Origin of the sequence: Streptomyces sp. NBC_01166, assembly GCF_045039765.1 — a bacterium.
Classification (GTDB): domain Bacteria; phylum Actinomycetota; class Actinomycetes; order Streptomycetales; family Streptomycetaceae; genus Streptomyces.
Map to the genome: position 1 here is coordinate 3,227,067 of NZ_CP108613.1, position 19,523 is coordinate 3,246,589.

Below are 19,523 nucleotides of genomic sequence, written 5' to 3' on the forward strand. Positions count from 1 at the left end.
CTCGCAGCGGACCCGCCGCCGATTTACACAGCCCGGTGACGGGGCGCCCTCCCCCTTCAGCTGCCGCTCAGCGGCGAGCCCCACGCGGATTCGTGCCGGGGTGTTCCCATGAGGTGGGCCAGCAGTCGCCCCGCCGTGCCGGAGGCGGTGTCCAGCGGCGCTCCAGCCGAAACCAGGGCGGCGCCGGGCCTCGGCCACTGACACAGCCCGGTCAGGGATCCGCCGCGCCCTCGCCGCTCGGTCACGGGAAGCCGCTCAGGTCGCCGCCGCGAAAGCGTCGACGCCCGTGAGGCCGGCCGACAGCGCCCACAGGCGGGCGGCCTGCTCCGGGTCGGTCGCGTGGGCGTGCACGCCTCCTTCCGCGCCGTCACGGGCCGGCTCGGCGATGTCGCAGTCCTCGCAGTACACGCCGCCCATGCCCGCCAGCCGGGGCGAGGTCGCCGCCCATACCTGCGTCGCCGCGCCCTGCCGGGGCGTCTTGAAGGTGGGGTCGGTCGGGTTGTCGTTCTCGTCGATCCATCCCGCGTCGACCATGTCCGCCTTCGCGAGGTGGCGCTGCAACGGGGTCAGGATGCTGCCCGGATGCAGCGCGAACGCCCTGACTCCGGCGTCACGGCCGAGCGCGTCGAGCTGCACGGCGAACAGCACGTTCGCCGCCTTCGCCTGTCCGTACGCCCGCCATCTGTCGTAGCCCCGCTCGAACTGCACGTCGTCCCAGTGCATTCCGGCACCGTGGGCGCCGGAGGACACCGCGACCACCCGCGCGCCACCGCGGGCGATCGCCGGCCAGAGTCGATTGACCAGCGCGTAGTGGCCGAGGTGGTTGGTGGCGAACTGCGCCTCCCATCCGGGGCCTACCCGCGTCTCGGGGCAGGCCATGACGCCGGCGTTGTTGATCATGATGTCGACCCCGCGCCCCGAGGCCAGGAACCGCTCGGCGAACCCGCGGACGCTTTCGAGGTCGGAGAGGTCGAGGTCCTCCGTCTCGACGCCGTCGATGCCCTCGACCGCAGCCTCGGCTGCCGTCCGTCGCCGGGCGGGGACCACGACGCGGGCTCCGGCACCCGCCAGTGCCCGGGTCGTCTCCAGGCCGAGCCCCGAGTAGCCACCGGTGACGATCGCGGTGCTGCCGCTCAGGTCGATCCCGCTCAGGACGTCGTCCGTGGTGCTCCGGGCGCCGAAGCCCGATCCGATCTTGCGCTGAGGTGTGGTCATGGCCGGGACGCTAGGTGCTGGAGCGCACTCCAAGTCAAGGCCCGATGACGGAGCGTGCGGGGCGGATGCCGGGTGAACGCGTCCGTCCCACACCCCCGGTGCGGGACGGACGCGTACGGCGGCTCAGTCGCAGAGCAGCGCCCACGAGTTGTCGGGACGCCAGGTCTTCTCACCCGAGGACGCCCCCTTCCAGCTGAACGTCGCCACCACACCGAAACTCGACGTCGGCCACTTGCACGGGTCGACGGTGGTGGTGCCGGCCAGGTCCTCGGTGTCCTTCCAGCCGTCGCCGTCCGCCGCGGTGCGCAGCGTCACCCAGCCGTTGCCGCTGAAGCGCTGAAGCTTCACGTCGGTGACCTTGACCTGGTAACTGCCACCACCCGCGACGTCGGTGATCTTCGCCCGCGCCCGGTAGGTGTCGGCCGTTTCGTCCCACCAGACGGCGGCGCAGCGCTTGACCGCGGTGCCGTAGCACTCCCAGGCGCTCTCCGCGGATGCCGCCGACGGAGTGAGGACGACCGACGCGCCGAGCGACGCGGCGACCAACGCGCCTGTCGTACCGAACCGGCCCACTCGCTTGAACCTCATGAAACCCCCTCATGATTCACCAGTGATTCCGGGGGACCCTATCCAGCGGGAGTCGGTAACTCCGGCGACGTGCGGAGCGGTTGCTCCGCTGTGACAAAGTGACGCTCGGGCGGCTGCTCCGTGGGAGATCGAGGACACGCACGGGCCCGGTTCGGGCGGGTTCGGCTGTCCGTTGCTTCCCAGCGACCAGGCGCCCGTCATCGGCAACAGCCCCGGCGTCGGCAAGTCCACTCACCTGCGGTACGAGGAGGAGTTGACCCGCCGCGTCCTGGCGCGGTCCCCATGGCGTCTCCTGACCGTGGACGCCGGGACGCTCGGCGCCCGGGAGTCGGCCGACCACACCCTGCGGCTGCTGGCGGGCGTGCTGGGCGATCCACGGCACGAGGCCGCGCTCCCTGATCCGGCCTGAGCCGGACGCACGCCCCCTAGCGGTTGTCTCGCCCGTCCTCCCAAGGGCGCCAGCGGCCGGCGTCGTCGACGGTTCCGAGCTGCTGGTCGGCGAAGTGCACGCCGAAGCCGAAGACACCGTCCTGGGCGAGGAATTCGACGAGCCGGCGGCGCGAGTCCTCCGCCTCGGCCCGGTCGTGGTCGAGGACGACCTCCCAGTCGGGGTGCTGGACTTGGACGGGTGAGTGCATGGCGTCGCCGAAGGCCACGACCCGGCGGCCGTCACCGGTGTCGAGGACCCAGGCCGTGTGCCCGGTGGTGTGCCCGGGGAGCGCCCAGGCACGTACGCCTTCGGCTATCTCGGTCCCGTCGGCGACGGCTGTGGTCCGTTCGTCCTGTCCGGCGAGCCGTGGGCCGGCGGCGGGGTCGGGGCCCTCCAGTTCACCTGCCCCTACGAGCCAGCGCGCGTTGGGGAACAGGCTGCGCGGATCGTCGACGGCGTCCGGCCGGGCCCAGCCGGTGTGGTCGTCGTGCAGGTGGGTGAAGGCGACCGTCTCCAGGGTGGCCGGGTCGACGCCCAGGCTTTTCAGGTGGTCGGGAAGGGTCTGTACGTGGTCGAAGCCGTGCTGGAAGTGTTCGGGGTCCTCGCCCGAGATGCTGCCGTGTCCGGCGTCCAGGAGCAGGCGCTTCCCTCCACGTTCGACGAGCAGTGCTCCGCAGCTCATGGCCAGGTGGCCCGCGTCCGTCATGTGGGGGCCGTGGTCCGCCCAGTCCTCGTCGGCGGAGGCGGGGTAGACCCGGGTGGGGATCATGTGGACGCCGGCGTCGGGGACGTACGTGATGGTGAGGTCGCCCAGGGTCCGCGTCCACAGGTGCGGCAGGCGGCCCCCCGATATGTCGGCGGCGTCGTGCGGCGGGTGGGCGGTGGTGGTCTGCTCGCTGGCGGTCATGGTGGGTCCCTCTGCTCGTTCGTCTGTCGGGGTGGCGGGGCGTGGTCCGGTCACGGCGTGAGCACGCGGACCGGTGCGCCGGAGGCGTAGGCGAGGATGTCGCCGAGTGCGTCGCGGTAGAAGATCTCGTAGGCGTCGGCGGTGACGTAGCCCAGGTGTGGGGTGAGGACGGTCCGCGGAGCGTCGTGCCAGGGCGAACCGGCGGGCAGCGGCTCGGTGAGGTGGACGTCCAGGGCGGCTCCGCCCAACGTTCCGGCGTGCAGGGCGGCCAGTAGCGCCGTCTCGTCGACGACGGGCGCCCGGGAGGTGTTGACGAGCAGCGCGTGCGGCCCCATGAGGGCGAGTTCGTCGGCACCGATGAGGCCGACGGTGCGTGGGGAGAGCCGGACGTGGAGGGTCACCACGTCCGACGTGCTCAGCAGTTCCCGCTTGCTGACAGGGGCGACACCCAGCGCTTTCGCGTGCTCCGGATCGAGGTGGGCGCTCCAGGCGACGACGTCCATGCCGAAGGCGACTCCGACCTGGGCCACGCGGCTGCCCACACCTCCCAGGCCGATGACGCCCAGCCGGGCGCCGTGCAGGTCACGCCCCACGGTCCGCTGCCAGACACCGTCACGCAGGTTGCGGTCCTCGGCGGGGATGGAGCGCGTCAGGGCGTGCAGGAGTCCCCATGTCAGCTCGGCCGTCGAGGTCAGTCCTGCGGCGCGGGTGCCGGACACCACGATCCCTTGCCGCGCGGCCGCAGCCGTGTCGATGGCCGCGTTGGCCGGGCCCGTGGTCACCAGCAGGCGGAGGTTCGGCAGCCTGCCGAGCACCTCGGCGGGGAAGGGGGTGCGCTCGCGCATGGCGACGACCACGTCGAACGGCCGCAGTGCGGCGATCACCTCCTCGGGCCCGCCCAAGTGCTCGGAGAAATACGTGAGGTGGGCGCCTTCGGGCAGGGTTTCCCAGGCGGCGTGACGGTGTGCCGTGTGCTGGTAGTCGTCCAGGATCGCCACTCGGCGGACCTCAGGCATGTGCGGTCTCCTTCGCCTGTGCGCCGGTGAGTTCGGCGCAGGCGCGGGCCGTTTGGGTGTCCTCGTCGGCCGAAGGGCCGGCGAGCGGCTCCGCGGGGCTGGGGCGGAGCAGTTCGAGGGACCAGATCGCGAGGCCGATCAGCGCGATCACCGCTCCGAGCGCGGAGACGCCCGCCCAGCCCACGAGCGGATACAGCGCCGCTGTCAGCGCGGAGGAGACGGTGCTGCCGGCGAAGGCGGAGACCATGAGCGCTGTGGTGACCCGGCTGCGGGCGTGCGGGATGCGGCGGTACAGGACGCTCTGGTGGCTGATCAGCAGTGCCTGCTGTGCCAGGTTGAGCGCCACGATGCCGGTCATCAGCGCGCCCAGACCGAGCGGGCCTCCCAGGCCGGCGAGGACGAGGACGCCCCAGCTGCCCGTCAGCACGATCAGCCCGCCGGTGGTCACCTGGCGGGCGCGCCCCCGGTCCGCCAGCCGGCCGGCCACCGACGCGAGGGCGGCTCCGACGACCCCGACCAGGCCGAACAGACCGATGATCGCCGGGCCGTACCCGTAGGTGGGGCCGGCCAGCAGGAACGACGAGGCGGTCCACAGGACCGTGAATCCGCCCATGCCGACCGCCGCCAGACCCATGCGCCTGCGCAGCAGCGACTCGGTGCGCACCAGCGTCACCACCGAGCGCAGCAGCTGGGGATAGGGCGTCGTCGCGGTCGGCGGCACGAGAGGCAGAACCAGGCGCAGGGTGATCGCCAGCACCACCATGACGGCCGCCGCGAAGACGAACACCAGCCGCCAGTCCCCGAATTCAGCCAGGGCCCCCGCGACGGTCCGCGCGAGCATGATGCCGATGAGCAGGCCGCTCATGACCGTACCGACCGCCGCGCCGCGTTCGTGGTCGGCGGCCAGGGAAGCGGCCATCGGCACCACGATCTGCGCCACGGCGGAGGTCACCCCGACCAGCGCGACCGAGGCGTACAGCGCGCCCAGCGAAGGGGCTGCCGCCGCGCCCAGGAGAGCGACGGCGCTCAGGGCGAGCAGCCCGCTCACCAGCCGGCGGCGCTCGAGTACGTCGCCCAGGGGCACCAGCAGTGCCAGCGAGAGCGCGTAGCCGATCTGGGAGGCGGTGACGATCAGGCCGCCGGCTCCCTCGGAGACACCCAGGGCCTCGGAGACGACGGGCAGCAGCGGCTGCGCGTAGTAGATGTTCGCGACTGCCGCGCCGCACGTCACCGCCAGCAACAGCACCATCGCGCGGCTCAATGGGGAGCGGGCGCCGGCGCCGCCCCCCGTGGATTCTGGATCGTTCATGCCGAAATACTCCCCTCGGCCTGGCGTGCCGGTCAAGGGTTTTTAGATCGACCGATCCAGAAGTGAGGGGGATCACTGCAGTGCCGCCCCCAGCCCGACCCCATTCCTCGGCGCGGGGCTCCGCTGCGCCCCGGGCCCCGGCCGGGGCATGCCGGGGCCCGGAGGCCTGGCTCCCGTGGCCCTCGACGGCATGCGCAGGCCCGGGCGTGCCGCCCGTGAAGTACTCCCGGTCAGGGAACCGGTCCACGCGCCCGTCGAGGCGGGCCCGGCAGGCCGCCCCCGGGGCCCACCGCCCTCAGAAGGTGGGCCGGACCGATCCCACCACCTCGCCGTGGCCGAGGACCGGTGCCGTGGCGAGGGCGGTGAGGGTCTCGTCTCCGTCCACGTCCACCCCTAGGTGGCGCAGGGCGGCGATCATCACCACGGGGCGGGAACGCTGGGATCCGTCGGCGATCTTCAGCGACACCGCCGATCCGTCCGGCAGGCCGAGTGCGTAGACACCCTCGGCGCCGTCCTTGGCGACGGCGCCCGGCAGCGCCCCCATGAGGCGTGTCACGTCACGTCCGGTGCCACCGACGTGGCGCGGGTGCGCGTTCATCGCCCGGGCCACGCGGTGTTCGAGGCTTCCCTCCGGCGCCGAGGCCAAGCGGCCGAACGCCCGGGCGAGGCCGCGCAGGCTGATGGCGAACAGCGGCGCGCCGCAACCGTCGACACCCGTCGCCGCGACCTTCTCTCCCGCCGTCTCCTCCAGCGTCTCGCGCAGCAGCACCTGGAGCGGGTGCCGGGGATCGAGGTACGTGGCGGTGTCCCAGCCGTTGGTGACACAGGTCGCCAGCATGGCGGCGTGCTTGCCCGAGCAGTTCATCGTCAGCGGGGAGGGCTGCCCCCCGGCCTCCAGGTAGGCGCGCAGGGCGTCCTCGCCGATAGGCAGGGCAGCCGTGCAGCGCAGCGCGTCCGTGCCGAGCCCTGCCGAGGCCAGGATCGCCCGTACGCCCTCCAGGTGAATGCCCTCACCGGAGTGGCTGGCACAGCCCAGCGCCAGGAGGGGGCCGTCCAGTTCGAGTCCGGCGCGCAGCATGCCGAGCGCCTGGAGGGGCTTGTTGGACGAGCGCGGATACATCGGGGCATCGACGTCCCCGATCCGTACACTCTCGGACCCGTCCGGGCCGGTCGCGAGAACCGTCCCGTGGTGCACGGACTCCAGGAACTCGCCGCGCCATACCTCGGCCACCACGGTGTGCATCAGTTACGTCCGCCTCTCGGGTTGGTGTCAACTGTCGACAGTTATCACTTGGCGTGGAACCTGTCGAATGCGGGAGCGATTTCGTGGACAGCCCTTGACAGCTGCGGAAACGTGGTTGTCAACTGGCGACTGTCAACACTTTCCCGGTCGAAGGAGGCAGTGCCCGTGAGCGAGACCCTGCAACGCGGCCTTGCCGTCCAGATCGTCGAAGTGCTCCGCGAACGGCTGCTCAGCGGCCGCCTCGCCCCGGGCACCCGGATCAACGAGGTGGTGCTCGCCCGGGAGCTCGGAACCAGCCGGGGCCCCTTGCGCGAGGCGGTACGTCAACTGGTCAGCGAGGGCCTGCTCGTGCACACCCCCAACCGGGGCGCCACGGTCTTCGCGGCCGACCCGGACGACGTGGCGGCCCTGTTCGAGCTCCGTACCGCGCTGGAGACGGCGTCCGCCCGGCTCGCCGCCGAGCGCCGTGACGACAAGGACGTGGCCGCGCTGCACGCGGCCTGCGCCCGCGCGCGGAAGACCATCCAGGGCGGCCGGCGCCTCGTGCACCGGCTGGATCTGGACTTCCACCGAACCCTGATCGACACCGCGCGCAGTCCACGGGTCGCGGAGCAGCTGTGGCGTGTGCAGCAGCAGATCATCCTGCTGCGCAGTCCGCTGGACGTTCCACCGGCCCACACGGCCGACTCCCTGGACGATCACGAGGAGATCGCCGCAGCCGTGGCGGACGGCGACGGAGAGCGCGCCGCCGCTCTCATGCAGCTCCATCTCGACCGCGTACGGGCTCAGATGGCGGCCTCGACCACGGACCCGGCGGCGACCGCCCCGACGTCGGAGTCACCGACCGCCGGCTGACCCACCCCGGGGAAGCCCCACCCCTCCACACGCCTCGGGCGCCGTACTCGTACCGCCCGGGCGCACCTCCGCATGCCCTACGCCGCATGATCCGGCCCCCTCCGGGGTGTCCCGGCGTCCTCCGGCCGACGCAGCTGCCCCCTCAGCCGTCGGCCGCCCCCTCCTGCCCCGCCGACCGGCCCGGCCCCAGCCGGGCACTGGAGTACCCGAAATGACCGATCCCTCCACCGTGGCGGCGCCCCCACGCGTACGTCGTACCCCCGGGCTGTTCGTCGCCGCGCTGCCCGTCGTGCTGATGCTGGCCCTGATGATCACGGGCACGGTGTGGCTCGGCCTCGATCCCGTGGTCCTCCTCATCGCGGCCTGCGTCGTAGCCGGCGCCATCGCGCTGTGGCTCGGTGTCACCTGGGACGAGATGCTCGCCGGCGTTCGGTCGAAGATCGACGCCGCGATGCCGGCGCTGCTGATCCTCATATCCATCGGCATGCTGATCGGCACCTGGACGCTGAGCGGCACGATCCCGATGATCGTCGACTGGGGGCTCAAGTCCATACAGCCGTCGTGGATCGTGGTGCTGGCGTTCCTGATCACCATGGTCGTCTCGACGGTGACCGGCACCTCCTGGGGAGCCGTCGGCACGGTCGGTGTCGCCCTGATCGGGGTGGCCGGCGGTCTCGGTGTGTCCCTGCCGATGACGGCGGGCGCCATCATCTCCGGCGCCTACTTCGGCGACAAGATGTCCCCGATGTCGGACACCACCAACCTGGCCCCCGCAGTGGCCGGTTCGACTCTCTTCGAGCACATCCGGCACCTCCTCTACACGACGGGCCCGGCCGCGGTCCTGGCCGGCATCCTGTACCTGGTCCTGGGGCGCACCCAGCACGCCGACGGGCAGGCCGCCCAGCGCACCGAGGCCCTGCAGGACGTGCTGGAGCAGGCGTTCCACTTCAATCTGCTGCTTCTGCTGCCACCGGCCGTCGTGCTCCTGGGCGCGGTCATGAAAAAGCCTCCGCTGCCGACCATCATCGCCTCGTCGGCGGTCGCGGGAGCCCTGGGCGGGATCTTCCAGGGGTTCTCCCTCCAGCAGATCTGTTCCGCCGCATCGACGGGCTTCACCTCGTCGATGCTGAGCGGCCACGGAGACATCGACCCCCAGCACCTGTCCGAAGCGGCGGACACGCTCCTCAACCGCGGCGGCATGTCGTCCATGGCGACGACGATGCTGATCGGTCTCGCCGGCTTCGCCTTCGCGGGCATCCTGACCGAGACCGGCTGCCTGGACGTCCTGATGCACCGTCTGCTGTCCAAGGTCCGCAGGACGGGCGGGATCATCCTCGCCACCGCGCTGAGCTCGCTGGGTACGGCGCTCGCGATGGGCGTCTCGTACCTGACGATCATCGTGCCGGGCCAGGCGTTCCGGGACGTCTACCCGGAGCGGGGACTCGCCCCGAAGAACCTCTCGCGCACCCTGGAGGACTCCGGGACGGTCTTCGTCCCGCTGGTCCCGTGGACGGAGGCCGCCACCTACATGTCCGCGACCCTGGGTGTCGCCACCATGGCGTACGCCCCATACGCGTTCCTGAACTACTTCGGCGTGATCATCGCTGTGATCTGCGGCTACACCGGCTTCGGCATCGCGCGCCAGGAGCCGACCCGCCACCCCGCCCACCCCGCGGTCCCGGCCGCCGCCTGACGGTGGGGGCAGCCGTCGTTGGGAGATCACGGACAGGAATCGGCCCGCAAAAGGGGCGGTTGACGTCCGTAACCTCCCAGCGACGATCGGCTACCCGGCGGCCGGGGCTGAGACGGCCGCGCGGCGGGTGCCGATGGCCGGGGCCAGGAACACGGCCACGGTCACGAACGCGAGGACGACGATCATGGCGGACCTCAGCCCGTAGTGGTCACCGAGGAAGCCGAGCCCGGGAGGCCCGACGAGGAACGCGATGTAGCCGATCATCGCGACCAGGCTGACCCGGGCCGCCGGGTCGGGGCCCGAGTCACCCGCCGCCGAGAGGGCGACGGGGAAGCCGAGCGAGGCGCCCAGGCCCCAGAAGAGGACGGCCGCGCCGGCCAGAACGGGCGAGTCGGCGAAGATGACGAGAGTGAGCCCGAGGGCGGCGGACAGTGCGCTGGCCCGGACGACGGGGGCGCGGCCGAAGCGGTCGATGAGGAAGCCGCCGCAGAAGCGGCCGAGCGTCATGGCGGCGGCGAAGCCCGCGTAGACGGCCGATCCCAGGGCGGGGTCGACGCCGTGGCCGTCGACCATGAGCAGGGGCAGCCAGTCGTTGGCGGCACCCTCGGCCAGCGCCATCGCGAGGATGATGCCGCCGATCAGCAGCAGGCGGCGGTCCTTCCAGACCGCGGGGCGGGCGGGCGTGGTGCCACCCTCGGACCGCCGGGCCTTCCTGGTCCTGCCGACGCCGGCGGGGATCGAGCGGATGGCGTACGCACACATCCCGGCCGTGACCACGGCCATGGCGGTCAGGTGCCACTGCACCGGGAAGCCGACGGCGGTGCACAGGATGCCGAGCGAGGCTCCCACGACGGTGCCGAGGCTGAAGAAGCCGTGCAGGGTGGGCAGCACGGTGCTGCGGGTGATCTGCTCGACCTCCGCGCCGTCGACGTTGACGGCCACCTCTCCGCCGCCCATCCCCGCCCCGAAGAGGAACAGCCCGGCGGCGACGGTGGGGGCGGAGGAGAGCGGCGTACCGCAGCCGATGGCCACCGCGCCGGCGATGATCAGCACGGTCCCCACACCCATGACGGGCCGGGTTCCGAAGCGTGCGACCAGCGGCCCGGAGGTGAGGATGCCGAGCATGGAGCCGACGGACAGGCCGAAGAGGACGAGCCCCATCTCCACGGTCGACACCCCCAGTTGGTCCCTGATGTCGGGTGTCCGCGTCACCCAGGAGGAGATCGACAGGCCGGGTATGAGGAAGAAGAGGAACAGTGCCGCTCGGCGGCGGCGTGTGGCCAGGTCCATCGGTGACGCGCTCTTTCAGGAGTGCACGGCCGGGCGGACGCCGCCCCCCGGATGAGTATGTACAAACGTACACTCCACTGCGGAAGCCCTCTAGAGCCAGCCGTGCTCCCGCGCGATGCGGGCGGCCACGTGCCGGTTCTCCGCGCCGAGCTTCATCGCCGCGGCCGAGAGGTAGTTGCGGACCGTTCCGCTGGACAGCGAGGCGCGGGAGGCGATGTCCGCGACCGGGGCTCCGTCCTCGGCGTACGACAGGAGTTCCGCCTCCCGGGGTGTCAGGGGTGACTCGCCGGCGGCGATCGCGTCGGCCGCGAGTTCCTGGTCGACGTAGCGGCCGCCGGTGTGAACGGTCCGGATGATCTGCGCCAGCTGCTGCGCGGAGACCGTCTTGGGTACGAAGCCGCGCACCCCCACGCTCAGCGCGCGCTTCAGGGCCCCTGCCCGGGCGTGGCTGGTGACGATCATCGCGGCGCATCCGGGCACGGCGGCGCGCAGCTGCTCGGCGACCGCCACGCCGTCGAGGCCGGGCATCTGGAGGTCGAGCACGGCGACGTCGGGGCGGTGCGCCCTCGCCATGGCCAGGGCCTCGTCGCCGGTTCCGGCCTGCGCGACGACGGCGATGTCGTCCTCCAGGGTGAGGAGGGAGGCGAGCGCGCCGCGGATGAGGTGCTCGTCGTCCGCCAACAGGACCCTGATCATTCGGCTTCCTCCCAGGGGATGCTCGCGGTGAGGCGGAAGACTCCGCCGGAGTGCTGTTCGAAGGCCAGCGTGCCGTTCAGCGCGCCCAGGCGCTCCTTCAGTCCGGCCAGGCCTGTGCCGGTGCCTGGTTCCGCTTCGGACACCCCGTCGTTCTCCATCACGAGCAGGGCCGTGGTCGGACCCGCCGTACGGAGTGACATGGTGCAGCGGGACGCGCCCTGCGCGTGGCGGAGCACGTTGGTCGTCGCCTCGCGCACCACCCAGCCGAGGGCCGACTGCACGTCGGCGGGCAGGCGGTCGGCGGGTCCGTACTCGATGCGGCAGTCGATGCCCGCGGCCTCCAGGACGGAGCGTGCTCCGGCGAGTTCGGTGTGGAGGTCGGCGGTGCGGTAGCCGCGGACCACCGAGCGGATCTCCCGCTGGGACTCCCGCGCGATGTTCTGCACCTCCTCCATGTGGTCGACCGCCTCGGGCCGGCCGCGCCGCGCGAGCTGTGCGGCGAGTTCGCTCTTGAGCGCCACGACCGCGAGGTTGCGGCCGAGCACGTCGTGCAGGTCGCGGCCGAAGCGCAGGCGTTCCTCGGCGACGGCCAGGCGTGCCTGCGTCTCGCGGGCGGCCACCAGTTCCTCGACGAGCCGGACGCCCCAGCCGGAGGCGAGGGAGGCGGCGGCCATGAACGGCACCATGACCGCGGTGGCGCCGATGAGCAGGACCAGGGTCTCGCCCGACAGCCCCGCCACGGCCGCCCCCGTCAGGGACGCGACCGACACGACCGCCACGAGGGCCGCCCCCGCGCGAGGTCCGAGGCCCAGCACGGGCGGCCCGGCGTAGAACATCAGCAGCCACAGCATGTAGGCCGTCAGGTCGTTGTTCTCGATGCGGCCGGACGACAGCAGCACGCATCCCCATGCCGCCATGGCCAGGGTCAGGACCGTGTACACCGCCACGAGCCGGTGGGGCCGTGGGCCGAGGGCGAGGTAGTGGTAGAGGGCGGAGCGCCACAGCAGGAGCTGGACCCCGGCGTGCGCGATGCCCAGCACGATCACGGTCGTCGGCACCAGCACGCCGAAGTCGCCCCGCACGACCCAGACCGTCCACAGCCCCACCTCGCAGACGGACATGAAGCCGACGCTGCTCACCGCGTAACGGCGGTACCGGCTGGGGCCGTCCGGGCCGCCGAGCCTCTCCACCCAGTCCTCCACGCTCATGGTGCTCATGGTCCCCAACTTCCTCGTCCGTGCGCCCCCGTGCTCCGGGGCGCGCTGTCAGCCGCGCGGACCCCAACGGAACCACTGCCGCACTCCGAGAGCCGCCACACCTGTCCACGCCAGGGCGGCGAGCAGCAGCCGGATCTGGTCCACGCCACCGAGGCTGCCCGTCCAGCCGCCCTGGAGGAGGTCCATCACCGGCGAGAAGGGCAGCCAGGCGCTGATGTCGCCGGCCACGCCCGGCAGCACCCCGCGCGGTACGAACATCCCGGAGCCGACCATGCTCACCAGCCAGAACGGCAGGAAGGTCAGCTGCGCGCTCTCTGCCGTCCGGGTGACCGCGGCCGTCAGGGCGCTCGCGGCCACGAGCATCGCCACACCCACCAGCAGGCCGAGGACCACCAGGTGCGGCGCCGCGGGCGCGGGTGCGTCCAGGACCACCGTGAGGCCGATGATCAGCAGTACGCACTGCACCAGCGCCAGCATCAGGGCCGGGAGTGCTCCGCCCGCGAAGATCTCCCAGTCGCGCACCTCACCCGTACGCAACCGCTTGAGCACGAGGCTCTCGCGTCGTGTGACGTACACACCGACCAGATTCGAGTAGACGGAGAAGATCAGCGCCAGCCCCAGCGAACCCGGCAGCAGGACGGTGGCGATCGACAGGCCGGTGCCGCCCAGGTCCAGGCCCTTCACCATGCCGCGCATCGAGAAGGCGGTGACGGCCGGCACGAGGAGTGCGGTGACCAGCGCGGCCCTGCTGCGCAGCAGGAGGGTCAGCTCCGCGCGGCCGAGGGCGACCAGCCGGGCGGTGGCACCGCTCCGCGCGGGCGCGGTCGTCCCCGGTCGTGTCACGCTCGCGGTCGTCGTCATCGTGTCTCCTCGTTCCCGGCGTTCTCGAAGTCCTCGAAGCCCTTGGCGATCTCCATGAAGGCCTCTTCCAGCGATGCGGAACGCGCGTCGAGCGCGTGCAGCTCGACGCCCGCGTGGTGGGCCCAGGTGAGCAGTTCGGTGGTCGTGCGCTGCAGGTCCCGGGTCTCCAGCCGCACGGTTCCCCCCTCGTCGGAGTGCCGGGTCACGCCCATCGGCGCGAGCGGCGGCAGTTCACCGAGGAAGCGGTCCTGGGGCAGCTGGAAGCTGATCCGTGAGGGGCGCTCGGCCACCACGTCGGACACCCGCCCGGTGGTGGCGATCAGCCCCTGGTGCATGATCGCCAGCCGGTCGGCGAGCTGCTCGGCCTCCTCCAGGTAGTGCGTGGTGAGGAGCACGGTCGTGCCCTGGGCCTTGAGTTCGCGGATCAGCTCCCAGGTGTCCCGGCGCGACTGGGCGTCAAGGCCGGTCGTCGGCTCGTCGAGGAACAGCACCTCGGGCCGGCCGAGCAGGGCCAGGGCGAGGTCCAGGCGGCGGCGTTCGCCGCCGGAGAGCTGCTTGACCCTCACCGAGCGCCGGTCTGACAGCCTGGTCAGTTCGAGGGCCTCGTCGGCGGGGCGTGCGCCGGTCGTGCAGCCCGCCCACATGCGTACGGTCTCCAGGACCGTCAGCTCCGGCGGGAAACCGCCCTCCTGGAGCATCACCCCGATGCGGTGGCGGACCGCCGTCCGGTCGTGGAACGGGTCGTGGCCCAGCACCCGGACGGTCCCGCCGGTGGGGGTGTCCTGCCCCTCCAGGAGTTCGAGGGTGGATGTCTTGCCCGCGCCGTTGGTCCCCAGCAGGGCGAAGAGCTCTCCGCGGGCGACCGTGAAGTCGATGCCGCGTACGGCCTCGAAGCCCCGATAGCTCCGTTTCAGTCCGATGGTTTCGATGACTGCGTTCATGTCCTCCACACTCCCGGCGGTAGGGGGTGGACGGCAGTGCGGTGTGTCATCGGGTCCGTATGACGCCTGTCATGAGGACGCATGACAGGCGTCATACCGCTGAACACAGGAAATCCCCGTTCCGCAATTGCGGAACGGGGATTTCCTCACGTATATTGAGTGGTTCTGTGTGCCCACAGAAAAGGCCCCTCACCGGGGGCCACTAGAAACACCATATCCGGCAGGGAGCGATTTTGTCAACTCGCGGAAACGTCGAATTGCAGAAGGAGCAGGAATTCATCGACCGGCTCTACGACCGTGTCGACGAGCTGCGCGGGGTCACCGCTCAGCGCGTCGAGGACGCGTTGACGCCGGTGGGGAACGGCCTGCAGGCCCGGCTCGAACGTGATGTGCTCGTCTCCGAGCGCTCCGGCCTGCTGGCCGCCCTGAATGCGGTGGACGGTTCGCTGTGCTTCGGCCGGATCGATCTCCGCGACGGCGCCGCGCACCATATCGGCCGTATCGGAATTCGTGAGGACGACACCGAGCACACGCCCCTTCTGATCGACTGGCGGGCACCGGTCGCCCGTCCCTTCTATCTCGCGACCGGGTATACGCCGATGGGGCTCCGCCGGCGCAGACACCTCACCACCGAGGGCCGCACGGTCACCGAGCTGCACGACGAGATCCTCGACCTGGGGGACGACGAGCGCAGCGGTTTCGAGGACCCGAGCGGTGACGCCGTGCTGCTCGCCGCCCTGAGCTCCGCCCGCACCGGCCGCATGGGCGACATCGTGCGGACCATCCAGGCGGAGCAGGACCGCATCATCCGCGCCCCGCACCGTGGGGTCCTCGTCGTCGAGGGCGGCCCCGGGACCGGCAAGACGGCGGTCGCGCTGCACCGGGCCGCGTTCCTGCTGTACGAACACCGCGAGCTGCTGGCCAAGCGCGCGGTCCTGGTCGTGGGCCCCAACCCGGCCTTCCTGCGCTACATCGGCGAGGTCCTGCCCGCGCTCGGCGAGACCGGCGTCATGCTCGCCACCCAGGCCGAGCTCTTCCCCGGGGTCCACGCCCGCGCCACCGACACCCCCCGCGCGGCAGCCGTCAAGGGCGGTGCGGGGATGGCCGAGGCCCTCGCCCTCGCCGTACGCGACCGGCAGGGGCTGCCCGAGCCGGGCGCGCCCATGGTCATCCCGCACGACGACGGGGACCTGATCCTCGACTGGGAGATCGCCTACGAGGCACGGCAGTCGGCCCGCGAGACCAGGCTGCCGCACAACCTCGCCCGCCCGTACTTCACGTTCCAGGTGATCGACGCGCTCACCAGGCAGCTCACCGAACGCATCGGCGCCGACCCGTACGGCGGCCCCAACTTCCTGGGCCCGGACGACGTCGCCCAGCTCGGCAAGAGCGTCGCCACGAGCGAGGAGGTGCACGCGGCGGTCGGCGAGCTCTGGCCGCTGCTCACCCCCGAGGACTTCCTCGCCGACTATCTGACCGAGCCGGTGTACCTGCCGGACGAGGACGCGCAGGCGATCCGGCGCGCTCCCGGCGACCGGGAGTGGACGCCGGCCGATGTGCCGCTCCTCGACGAGGCGGCCGAGCTGCTCGGGTCCGACGACAGCGCCGAGCGGGCCGCCGCCGAGGCGGAGCGCCAGGAGCGGGTCGCCTACGCGCAGGGTGTCCTGGAGCTGTCCCGGGGCTCGGAGACCTACGAGTTCGAGGACGAGGAGGAGTCGGAGATCCTGGCCGCCCACGACATCATCGACGCCGAGCGGATGGCGGAGCGCCAGGAGGAGGCCGACCACCGCAGCGCCGCCGAGCGCGCGGCCGCCGACCGCACCTGGGCGTTCGGGCACATCATCGTCGACGAGGCGCAGGAGCTGTCGCCGATGGCCTGGCGGCTGCTGATGCGCCGGTCGCCGACCCGCTCGCTGACCCTGGTCGGTGACCCGGCGCAGACGTCCGAGGAGGCGGGCATCGGCTCGTGGGAGAGGATCCTGGAGCCGTATGTCGGCGACCGCTTCGAGCATGTGCGGCTGGGGGTCAACTACCGTACGCCCGCCGAGATCATGGAGCTGGCCGCCAGGGTGATACAGGCCGAGGACCCGTCCTTCGAGCCGCCCGGATCGGTGCGGTCCACCGGCGAGACCCCGTGGACGCGGGACACCGGCGCCGACCTGGCGGGCGCGGTCGCGCGGGCCGTCGAGGAGCTGACGCCCGAGGAGGGCCGCCTCGCGGTGATCGCGCCGCGCGAGCTGCACGACGAGATCGCGGCCCCGCTCGACGGGATCACCCCGGGCGCCGAACCCGACCTCACCCGTCCCGTGGTGCTGCTGGGCCCGCGTGAGGCCAAGGGGCTCGAATTCGACAACGTGCTGGTGGTGGAGCCCGGGAGGTTCGGGACGAGCGACCTGTACGTGGCACTGACCCGCGCCACGCAGCGGCTGGGCATCCTCCACCGGGAGGAGCTGCCCGAGTCGCTGCGGTGACGGGCGCCCCTGCCCGCCTCGGCGCTCGAAGCCCGGGACCCGGGATCCGAGCGCCGGGACGGGCCTGTTCACACTTTCGGGGCCCGGAATCGAGGCTTCCGCCCGGCGCCCGAGCTTCGGGATCCGGGCGTCGGGATCCGGGCGTCGGGATCCGAGGGCCGGGACCCGAGCGGTGCCTTTGACCGGTAGGGAAAGAAGGGGGTTTGGGAAACCCTCCCCAACCTCCCTGACCCGCCACGGCCAGCAAGTATGACTAATAGTGACTGACTTGCGGCGGAGCGTGGGGACTGCTTACGGTGCGAGAACCAAACGACCCCGACGCGGTGTTAGTCGCACCAGGCCGGGGTCTGACCGCAAGATCGAAGAAAGCGATCCCGTGGCTACCGAGCACCTTAACTTCGCCCTGCGCACCCCCGCAGCCTCGCGCCCGTACCCGATGGCCAAGCCCGGTTACGGCAAGCGCACCATGCCTGACCAACTCCAGCGCACCGCAGATGACTTCGCCCTGCTTCCCGCCCGCGAGCGGTACATCGCCGGGTTCATCGACCAGCTCCCCGAGGGCGCCTCGATGGACGTCAAGAGCCTCGCCAAGCAGCTGCCGCTGTACGGCCAGCAGGCCGTCGGCTCGGCCCTGAAGGCGCTGGCCGCCGCCGGATATCTGCGCCGCGTACGGTGCCTCGTCGGCGAGCAGGGGCAGGTCCGCTGGGTCTCGCGGACCTTCTGGTCACGCACGGCCCGCGACAACGAGTGGTGGGCGGCCACCGAGGTCACCCCGGCAGCCACCGCGGCCCGGCCCTGCACCCCTGCGGAGACCCCCGCACCGCCGGAGCCCGTCCCTGCCGCGCCCGTCGTGCCCGTCGTGCCCCCGCAGCGTGCCGCGGCCTCCGCCGAGCCTTCCCCCGCCTACCTCACGCTGGCGCGGCTGGGCCGCATCGACTCCCGCCTGACGCTGTCCGCCGCCGACTGCGCGGTCCTGGAGGCCCTGGCCGCCGCGTGGTTCGACCGTGGCGTGGACGCCGACTACCTCACGCGGGCCCTCACCGCCGGGCTTCCGCCGGGTGTCGACTCCCCGGTCGGCTTCGTACGTCGCCGCCTCACCGACAAGATCCCGGCGTACGTACCCACCGCCCCCGCGCCGCCCGCACCGGGCACGCCCGTACACCGCGTGATGCTGGAGTGCACCAGGTGCGGCACACCTGGGCGCCCGGAAGCCCTCCCCGACGGCCTCTGCCGCCCGTGCCGCCTGCCGGACGCGGACGCGGCGCCCGAGGTGCCCGTGGGACGGCCGAGCGAGGAGGACGTACGGGCGTTCACCGCCGGACTCAGGGACCTGCTCAAGTCGCCCTGATGGGAACCACAGATCGTGGCAACCCCGTTCGTCAGAGGTTCCGAGAGGCGCCCAGGGTCATGATGAGCTGCTCCGCGGCCTTGAGCTTGTCCTCAAGGCCCGCCACCTCCGCCTTGAGGCCGTGGATGCTTTCCGCTTGCTTCGAGCTCCTCACCTCCTGCGAACGCGCCCAGGCGAAGTACAGCTCGGCACGCCTGTCGTTCAGCTCGTTCTCGCTCTCCGTCAGGCCAAGCCGGTCGTGACCCAACAGCATGAGGACCTGAGTGAGCTCAGCGACGCGTTGACTCAATTCCGCACGCTCCATCTCAAGTGCCGCTATCTTGCGTCGGAGTTCGCCCTTGTCGTTGAGCTCCTGGATCAGAAGCTGCCTGAGCTGGCGAATCTCGTCTCCGATCTCATCGCGCGTCGTAAGGACCAGGAGGAGCTCTCGACTCGCCACTTCCTCGTCCCGCTTGACCTCGGACAAATGGCTCAGAATTTCCCCCTTCGCGGCTTCGAGTTCCGGGATGGTCGCGGTCGGCGGGGGCGAGTCACTCGCGAGAGGCCGGGCGTGCGAGTTCTGTGTAAGCGGCCTCAGACTGCCGTACCTTCGCTGGTACTCCGTCCTCAGCGCATCGACCACGCGGTGGCGGCGCAGCAAGTGCTTGAGCTTCGCGTCATCCGGAGCTACGCGTTGGCCTCTTGCGTGCTCGAGCATTACCTGGACGATGGGGATCAGGGCCTCTCGCTTGGGCAGCCGCTTCCCCGTGAAGGCCTCGCTGATGGTGGAACCCGACACCCCGGTCTGCTTCTCGAGGACATTCCGTATCGCCGGCTTACCGCACGCAAGCCAGAGTTCGGTGAGTTCCGCAGCGAAGGCACTCAACTCGGCGTGGAAGGCCGGGCCCTCTTTCGATTCCGAAGCGCGGTCGGTCATACAGGCCCCCTGAAGACGACAGACAACAACACCGTAGGCTCCGCCCTTGGTTCTCGCCGAGGCTTCAGCAACGTACTCGCCTGGACCGGGCTTCTCGACCGAAGCCGTACGGTGCCGTCAGCAGGATCAGGTCCGGTACGGTTCGGACCCGTACGGAGCTGTACGACGACTCTGTCGTCGACGGCACAAATGACATGTGCTTATTGGCATGAACATCGAAGACGACACCTCAGTGGTGGCCCGTACGCAACCGAATCCGTTCACGATGCTCTCGCCAACGGAATGCGCTCCGGTTACACCGGCGTCGGCCACTTCGCCGCACGATGCCAAGCGGCTTCTGGACGTGATCTCTCTGCTGGCTCTGATCTCCTTGGCAACCGCGCAGTCAGGCAAGGCCACACCTCCGGGGCGGAAGGACTTCGTGAAGAAGGCTGGACTGGCCGCTATAGGCGGCGCGGTCTCCGGGACCGTCCGCGTCGTGGCTGCCGCGATCCGCGACGCTCTCTTCGGGGAATGAGTGTGGCAAT

General features: G+C 71.3%; 18 protein-coding genes. 6 read left to right on the plus strand and 12 right to left on the minus strand.

Features of this window, described 5'->3' with window-relative positions:
- Nucleotides 1-255: 255 nt before the first annotated feature.
- On the minus strand, nucleotides 256-1,215 hold the full coding sequence (locus tag OG379_RS14845; protein ID WP_405662897.1) for an SDR family NAD(P)-dependent oxidoreductase: 960 nt from the start codon (nucleotides 1,213-1,215) through the stop codon (nucleotides 256-258).
- A gap of 123 nt (nucleotides 1,216-1,338) precedes the next feature.
- Nucleotides 1,339-1,803 (minus strand): hypothetical protein, encoded by a 465-nt coding sequence (locus OG379_RS14850; RefSeq protein WP_405662899.1) that lies wholly within the window; start codon nucleotides 1,801-1,803, stop codon nucleotides 1,339-1,341.
- Between the two features lie 172 nt (nucleotides 1,804-1,975).
- Between OG379_RS14850 and OG379_RS14855 the strand changes: the two genes are divergently transcribed.
- The gene (locus tag OG379_RS14855; RefSeq protein ID WP_405662902.1) at nucleotides 1,976-2,212 is read left to right on the plus strand and encodes a hypothetical protein; all 237 of its coding nucleotides are present in this window, start codon (nucleotides 1,976-1,978) and stop codon (nucleotides 2,210-2,212) included.
- Between the two features lie 16 nt (nucleotides 2,213-2,228).
- Here OG379_RS14855 and OG379_RS14860 read toward each other — a convergent pair whose 3' ends face one another.
- The 4 genes from OG379_RS14860 to OG379_RS14875 form a co-directional block, all read right to left on the minus strand.
- A complete protein-coding gene (locus tag OG379_RS14860; protein WP_405662904.1) occupies nucleotides 2,229-3,140 on the minus strand; it encodes an MBL fold metallo-hydrolase in 912 nt (303 codons plus the stop codon).
- A gap of 50 nt (nucleotides 3,141-3,190) precedes the next feature.
- Nucleotides 3,191-4,156, minus strand: a complete 966-nt coding sequence (locus OG379_RS14865; RefSeq protein ID WP_405662907.1) for a D-2-hydroxyacid dehydrogenase family protein — start codon at nucleotides 4,154-4,156, stop codon at nucleotides 3,191-3,193.
- Nucleotides 4,149-5,465, minus strand: coding sequence for an MFS transporter (locus OG379_RS14870; RefSeq protein WP_405662910.1), 1,317 nt, complete (start codon nucleotides 5,463-5,465; stop codon nucleotides 4,149-4,151). The genes OG379_RS14865 and OG379_RS14870 overlap by 8 nt, the downstream gene beginning before the upstream one ends.
- A 295-nt stretch (nucleotides 5,466-5,760) precedes the next feature.
- Nucleotides 5,761-6,708, minus strand: coding sequence for an asparaginase (locus OG379_RS14875; RefSeq protein WP_405662912.1), 948 nt, complete (start codon nucleotides 6,706-6,708; stop codon nucleotides 5,761-5,763).
- A 165-nt stretch (nucleotides 6,709-6,873) separates the two neighbouring features.
- Between OG379_RS14875 and OG379_RS14880 the strand changes: the two genes are divergently transcribed.
- Together OG379_RS14880 and nhaC are read left to right on the plus strand one after the other, a co-directional pair.
- Entirely contained in the window at nucleotides 6,874-7,563 is a 690-nt protein-coding gene (locus tag OG379_RS14880; protein ID WP_405662914.1) for a GntR family transcriptional regulator, read from the plus strand.
- A 211-nt stretch (nucleotides 7,564-7,774) separates the two neighbouring features.
- Complete coding sequence (gene nhaC / locus OG379_RS14885) at nucleotides 7,775-9,256, plus strand: Na+/H+ antiporter NhaC (protein ID WP_405662916.1); 1,482 nt, start codon at nucleotides 7,775-7,777, stop codon at nucleotides 9,254-9,256.
- A 90-nt stretch (nucleotides 9,257-9,346) separates the two neighbouring features.
- Here the strand turns inward: nhaC and OG379_RS14890 are convergent, their stop codons facing one another.
- The 5 genes from OG379_RS14890 to OG379_RS14910 form a co-directional block, all read right to left on the minus strand.
- Nucleotides 9,347-10,546, minus strand: a complete 1,200-nt coding sequence (locus tag OG379_RS14890; protein WP_405662918.1) for an MFS transporter — start codon at nucleotides 10,544-10,546, stop codon at nucleotides 9,347-9,349.
- Between the two features lie 90 nt (nucleotides 10,547-10,636).
- A complete protein-coding gene (locus OG379_RS14895; protein WP_405662920.1) occupies nucleotides 10,637-11,242 on the minus strand; it encodes a DNA-binding response regulator in 606 nt (201 codons plus the stop codon).
- Nucleotides 11,239-12,459 carry a sensor histidine kinase gene (locus OG379_RS14900; protein WP_405662923.1) on the minus strand — a complete coding sequence of 407 codons (1,221 nt, stop codon included), beginning with the start codon at nucleotides 12,457-12,459 and terminating at the stop codon, nucleotides 11,239-11,241. The genes OG379_RS14895 and OG379_RS14900 overlap by 4 nt, the downstream gene beginning before the upstream one ends.
- A gap of 48 nt (nucleotides 12,460-12,507) precedes the next feature.
- Entirely contained in the window at nucleotides 12,508-13,320 is an 813-nt protein-coding gene (locus OG379_RS14905; protein ID WP_405662925.1) for an ABC transporter permease, read from the minus strand.
- Nucleotides 13,317-14,261, minus strand: coding sequence for an ABC transporter ATP-binding protein (locus tag OG379_RS14910; RefSeq protein WP_393766709.1), 945 nt, complete (start codon nucleotides 14,259-14,261; stop codon nucleotides 13,317-13,319). Before OG379_RS14910 ends, OG379_RS14905 begins: the two co-directional genes overlap by 4 nt.
- A 257-nt stretch (nucleotides 14,262-14,518) precedes the next feature.
- Here OG379_RS14910 and OG379_RS14915 point away from each other — a divergent pair, with 257 nt between their 5' ends.
- Together OG379_RS14915 and OG379_RS14920 are read left to right on the plus strand one after the other, a co-directional pair.
- Entirely contained in the window at nucleotides 14,519-16,732 is a 2,214-nt protein-coding gene (locus OG379_RS14915) for a HelD family protein (RefSeq protein ID WP_405668513.1), read from the plus strand.
- Nucleotides 16,733-17,108: 376 nt separating this feature from the next.
- Nucleotides 17,109-18,080, plus strand: a complete 972-nt coding sequence (locus OG379_RS14920; RefSeq protein WP_405662928.1) for a MarR family transcriptional regulator — start codon at nucleotides 17,109-17,111, stop codon at nucleotides 18,078-18,080.
- A 31-nt stretch (nucleotides 18,081-18,111) separates the two neighbouring features.
- Here the strand turns inward: OG379_RS14920 and OG379_RS14925 are convergent, their stop codons facing one another.
- Nucleotides 18,112-18,996 carry a hypothetical protein gene (locus tag OG379_RS14925; RefSeq protein ID WP_405662930.1) on the minus strand — a complete coding sequence of 295 codons (885 nt, stop codon included), beginning with the start codon at nucleotides 18,994-18,996 and terminating at the stop codon, nucleotides 18,112-18,114.
- Between the two features lie 208 nt (nucleotides 18,997-19,204).
- On the opposite strand from OG379_RS14925, the gene OG379_RS14930 reads away from it, so the two are divergent.
- Nucleotides 19,205-19,513, plus strand: coding sequence for a hypothetical protein (locus OG379_RS14930; protein WP_405662933.1), 309 nt, complete (start codon nucleotides 19,205-19,207; stop codon nucleotides 19,511-19,513).
- Nucleotides 19,514-19,523 lie beyond the last annotated feature (10 nt).

Excerpts from the sequence above, each read along its gene's own strand:
- OG379_RS14845 (WP_405662897.1), bottom strand. The coding sequence starts at position 1,215 with ATGACCACACCTCAGCGCAAGATCGGATCGGGCTTCGGCGCCCGGAGC.
- OG379_RS14860 (WP_405662904.1), bottom strand. The coding sequence starts at position 3,140 with ATGACCGCCAGCGAGCAGACCACCACCGCCCACCCGCCGCACGACGCC.
- OG379_RS14890 (WP_405662918.1), bottom strand. The coding sequence starts at position 10,546 with ATGGACCTGGCCACACGCCGCCGCCGAGCGGCACTGTTCCTCTTCTTC.
- OG379_RS14900 (WP_405662923.1), bottom strand. The coding sequence starts at position 12,459 with ATGAGCACCATGAGCGTGGAGGACTGGGTGGAGAGGCTCGGCGGCCCG.
- OG379_RS14850 (WP_405662899.1), bottom strand. The coding sequence starts at position 1,803 with ATGAGGTTCAAGCGAGTGGGCCGGTTCGGTACGACAGGCGCGTTGGTC.
- OG379_RS14910 (WP_393766709.1), bottom strand. The coding sequence starts at position 14,261 with ATGAACGCAGTCATCGAAACCATCGGACTGAAACGGAGCTATCGGGGC.
- OG379_RS14925 (WP_405662930.1), bottom strand. The coding sequence starts at position 18,996 with ATGACCGACCGCGCTTCGGAATCGAAAGAGGGCCCGGCCTTCCACGCC.
- OG379_RS14930 (WP_405662933.1), top strand. The coding sequence starts at position 19,205 with ATGAACATCGAAGACGACACCTCAGTGGTGGCCCGTACGCAACCGAAT.
- OG379_RS14895 (WP_405662920.1), bottom strand. The coding sequence starts at position 11,242 with ATGATCAGGGTCCTGTTGGCGGACGACGAGCACCTCATCCGCGGCGCG.
- OG379_RS14875 (WP_405662912.1), bottom strand. The coding sequence starts at position 6,708 with ATGCACACCGTGGTGGCCGAGGTATGGCGCGGCGAGTTCCTGGAGTCC.
- OG379_RS14865 (WP_405662907.1), bottom strand. The coding sequence starts at position 4,156 with ATGCCTGAGGTCCGCCGAGTGGCGATCCTGGACGACTACCAGCACACG.
- OG379_RS14870 (WP_405662910.1), bottom strand. The coding sequence starts at position 5,465 with ATGAACGATCCAGAATCCACGGGGGGCGGCGCCGGCGCCCGCTCCCCA.
- OG379_RS14905 (WP_405662925.1), bottom strand. The coding sequence starts at position 13,320 with ATGACGACGACCGCGAGCGTGACACGACCGGGGACGACCGCGCCCGCG.
- nhaC (WP_405662916.1), top strand. The coding sequence starts at position 7,775 with ATGACCGATCCCTCCACCGTGGCGGCGCCCCCACGCGTACGTCGTACC.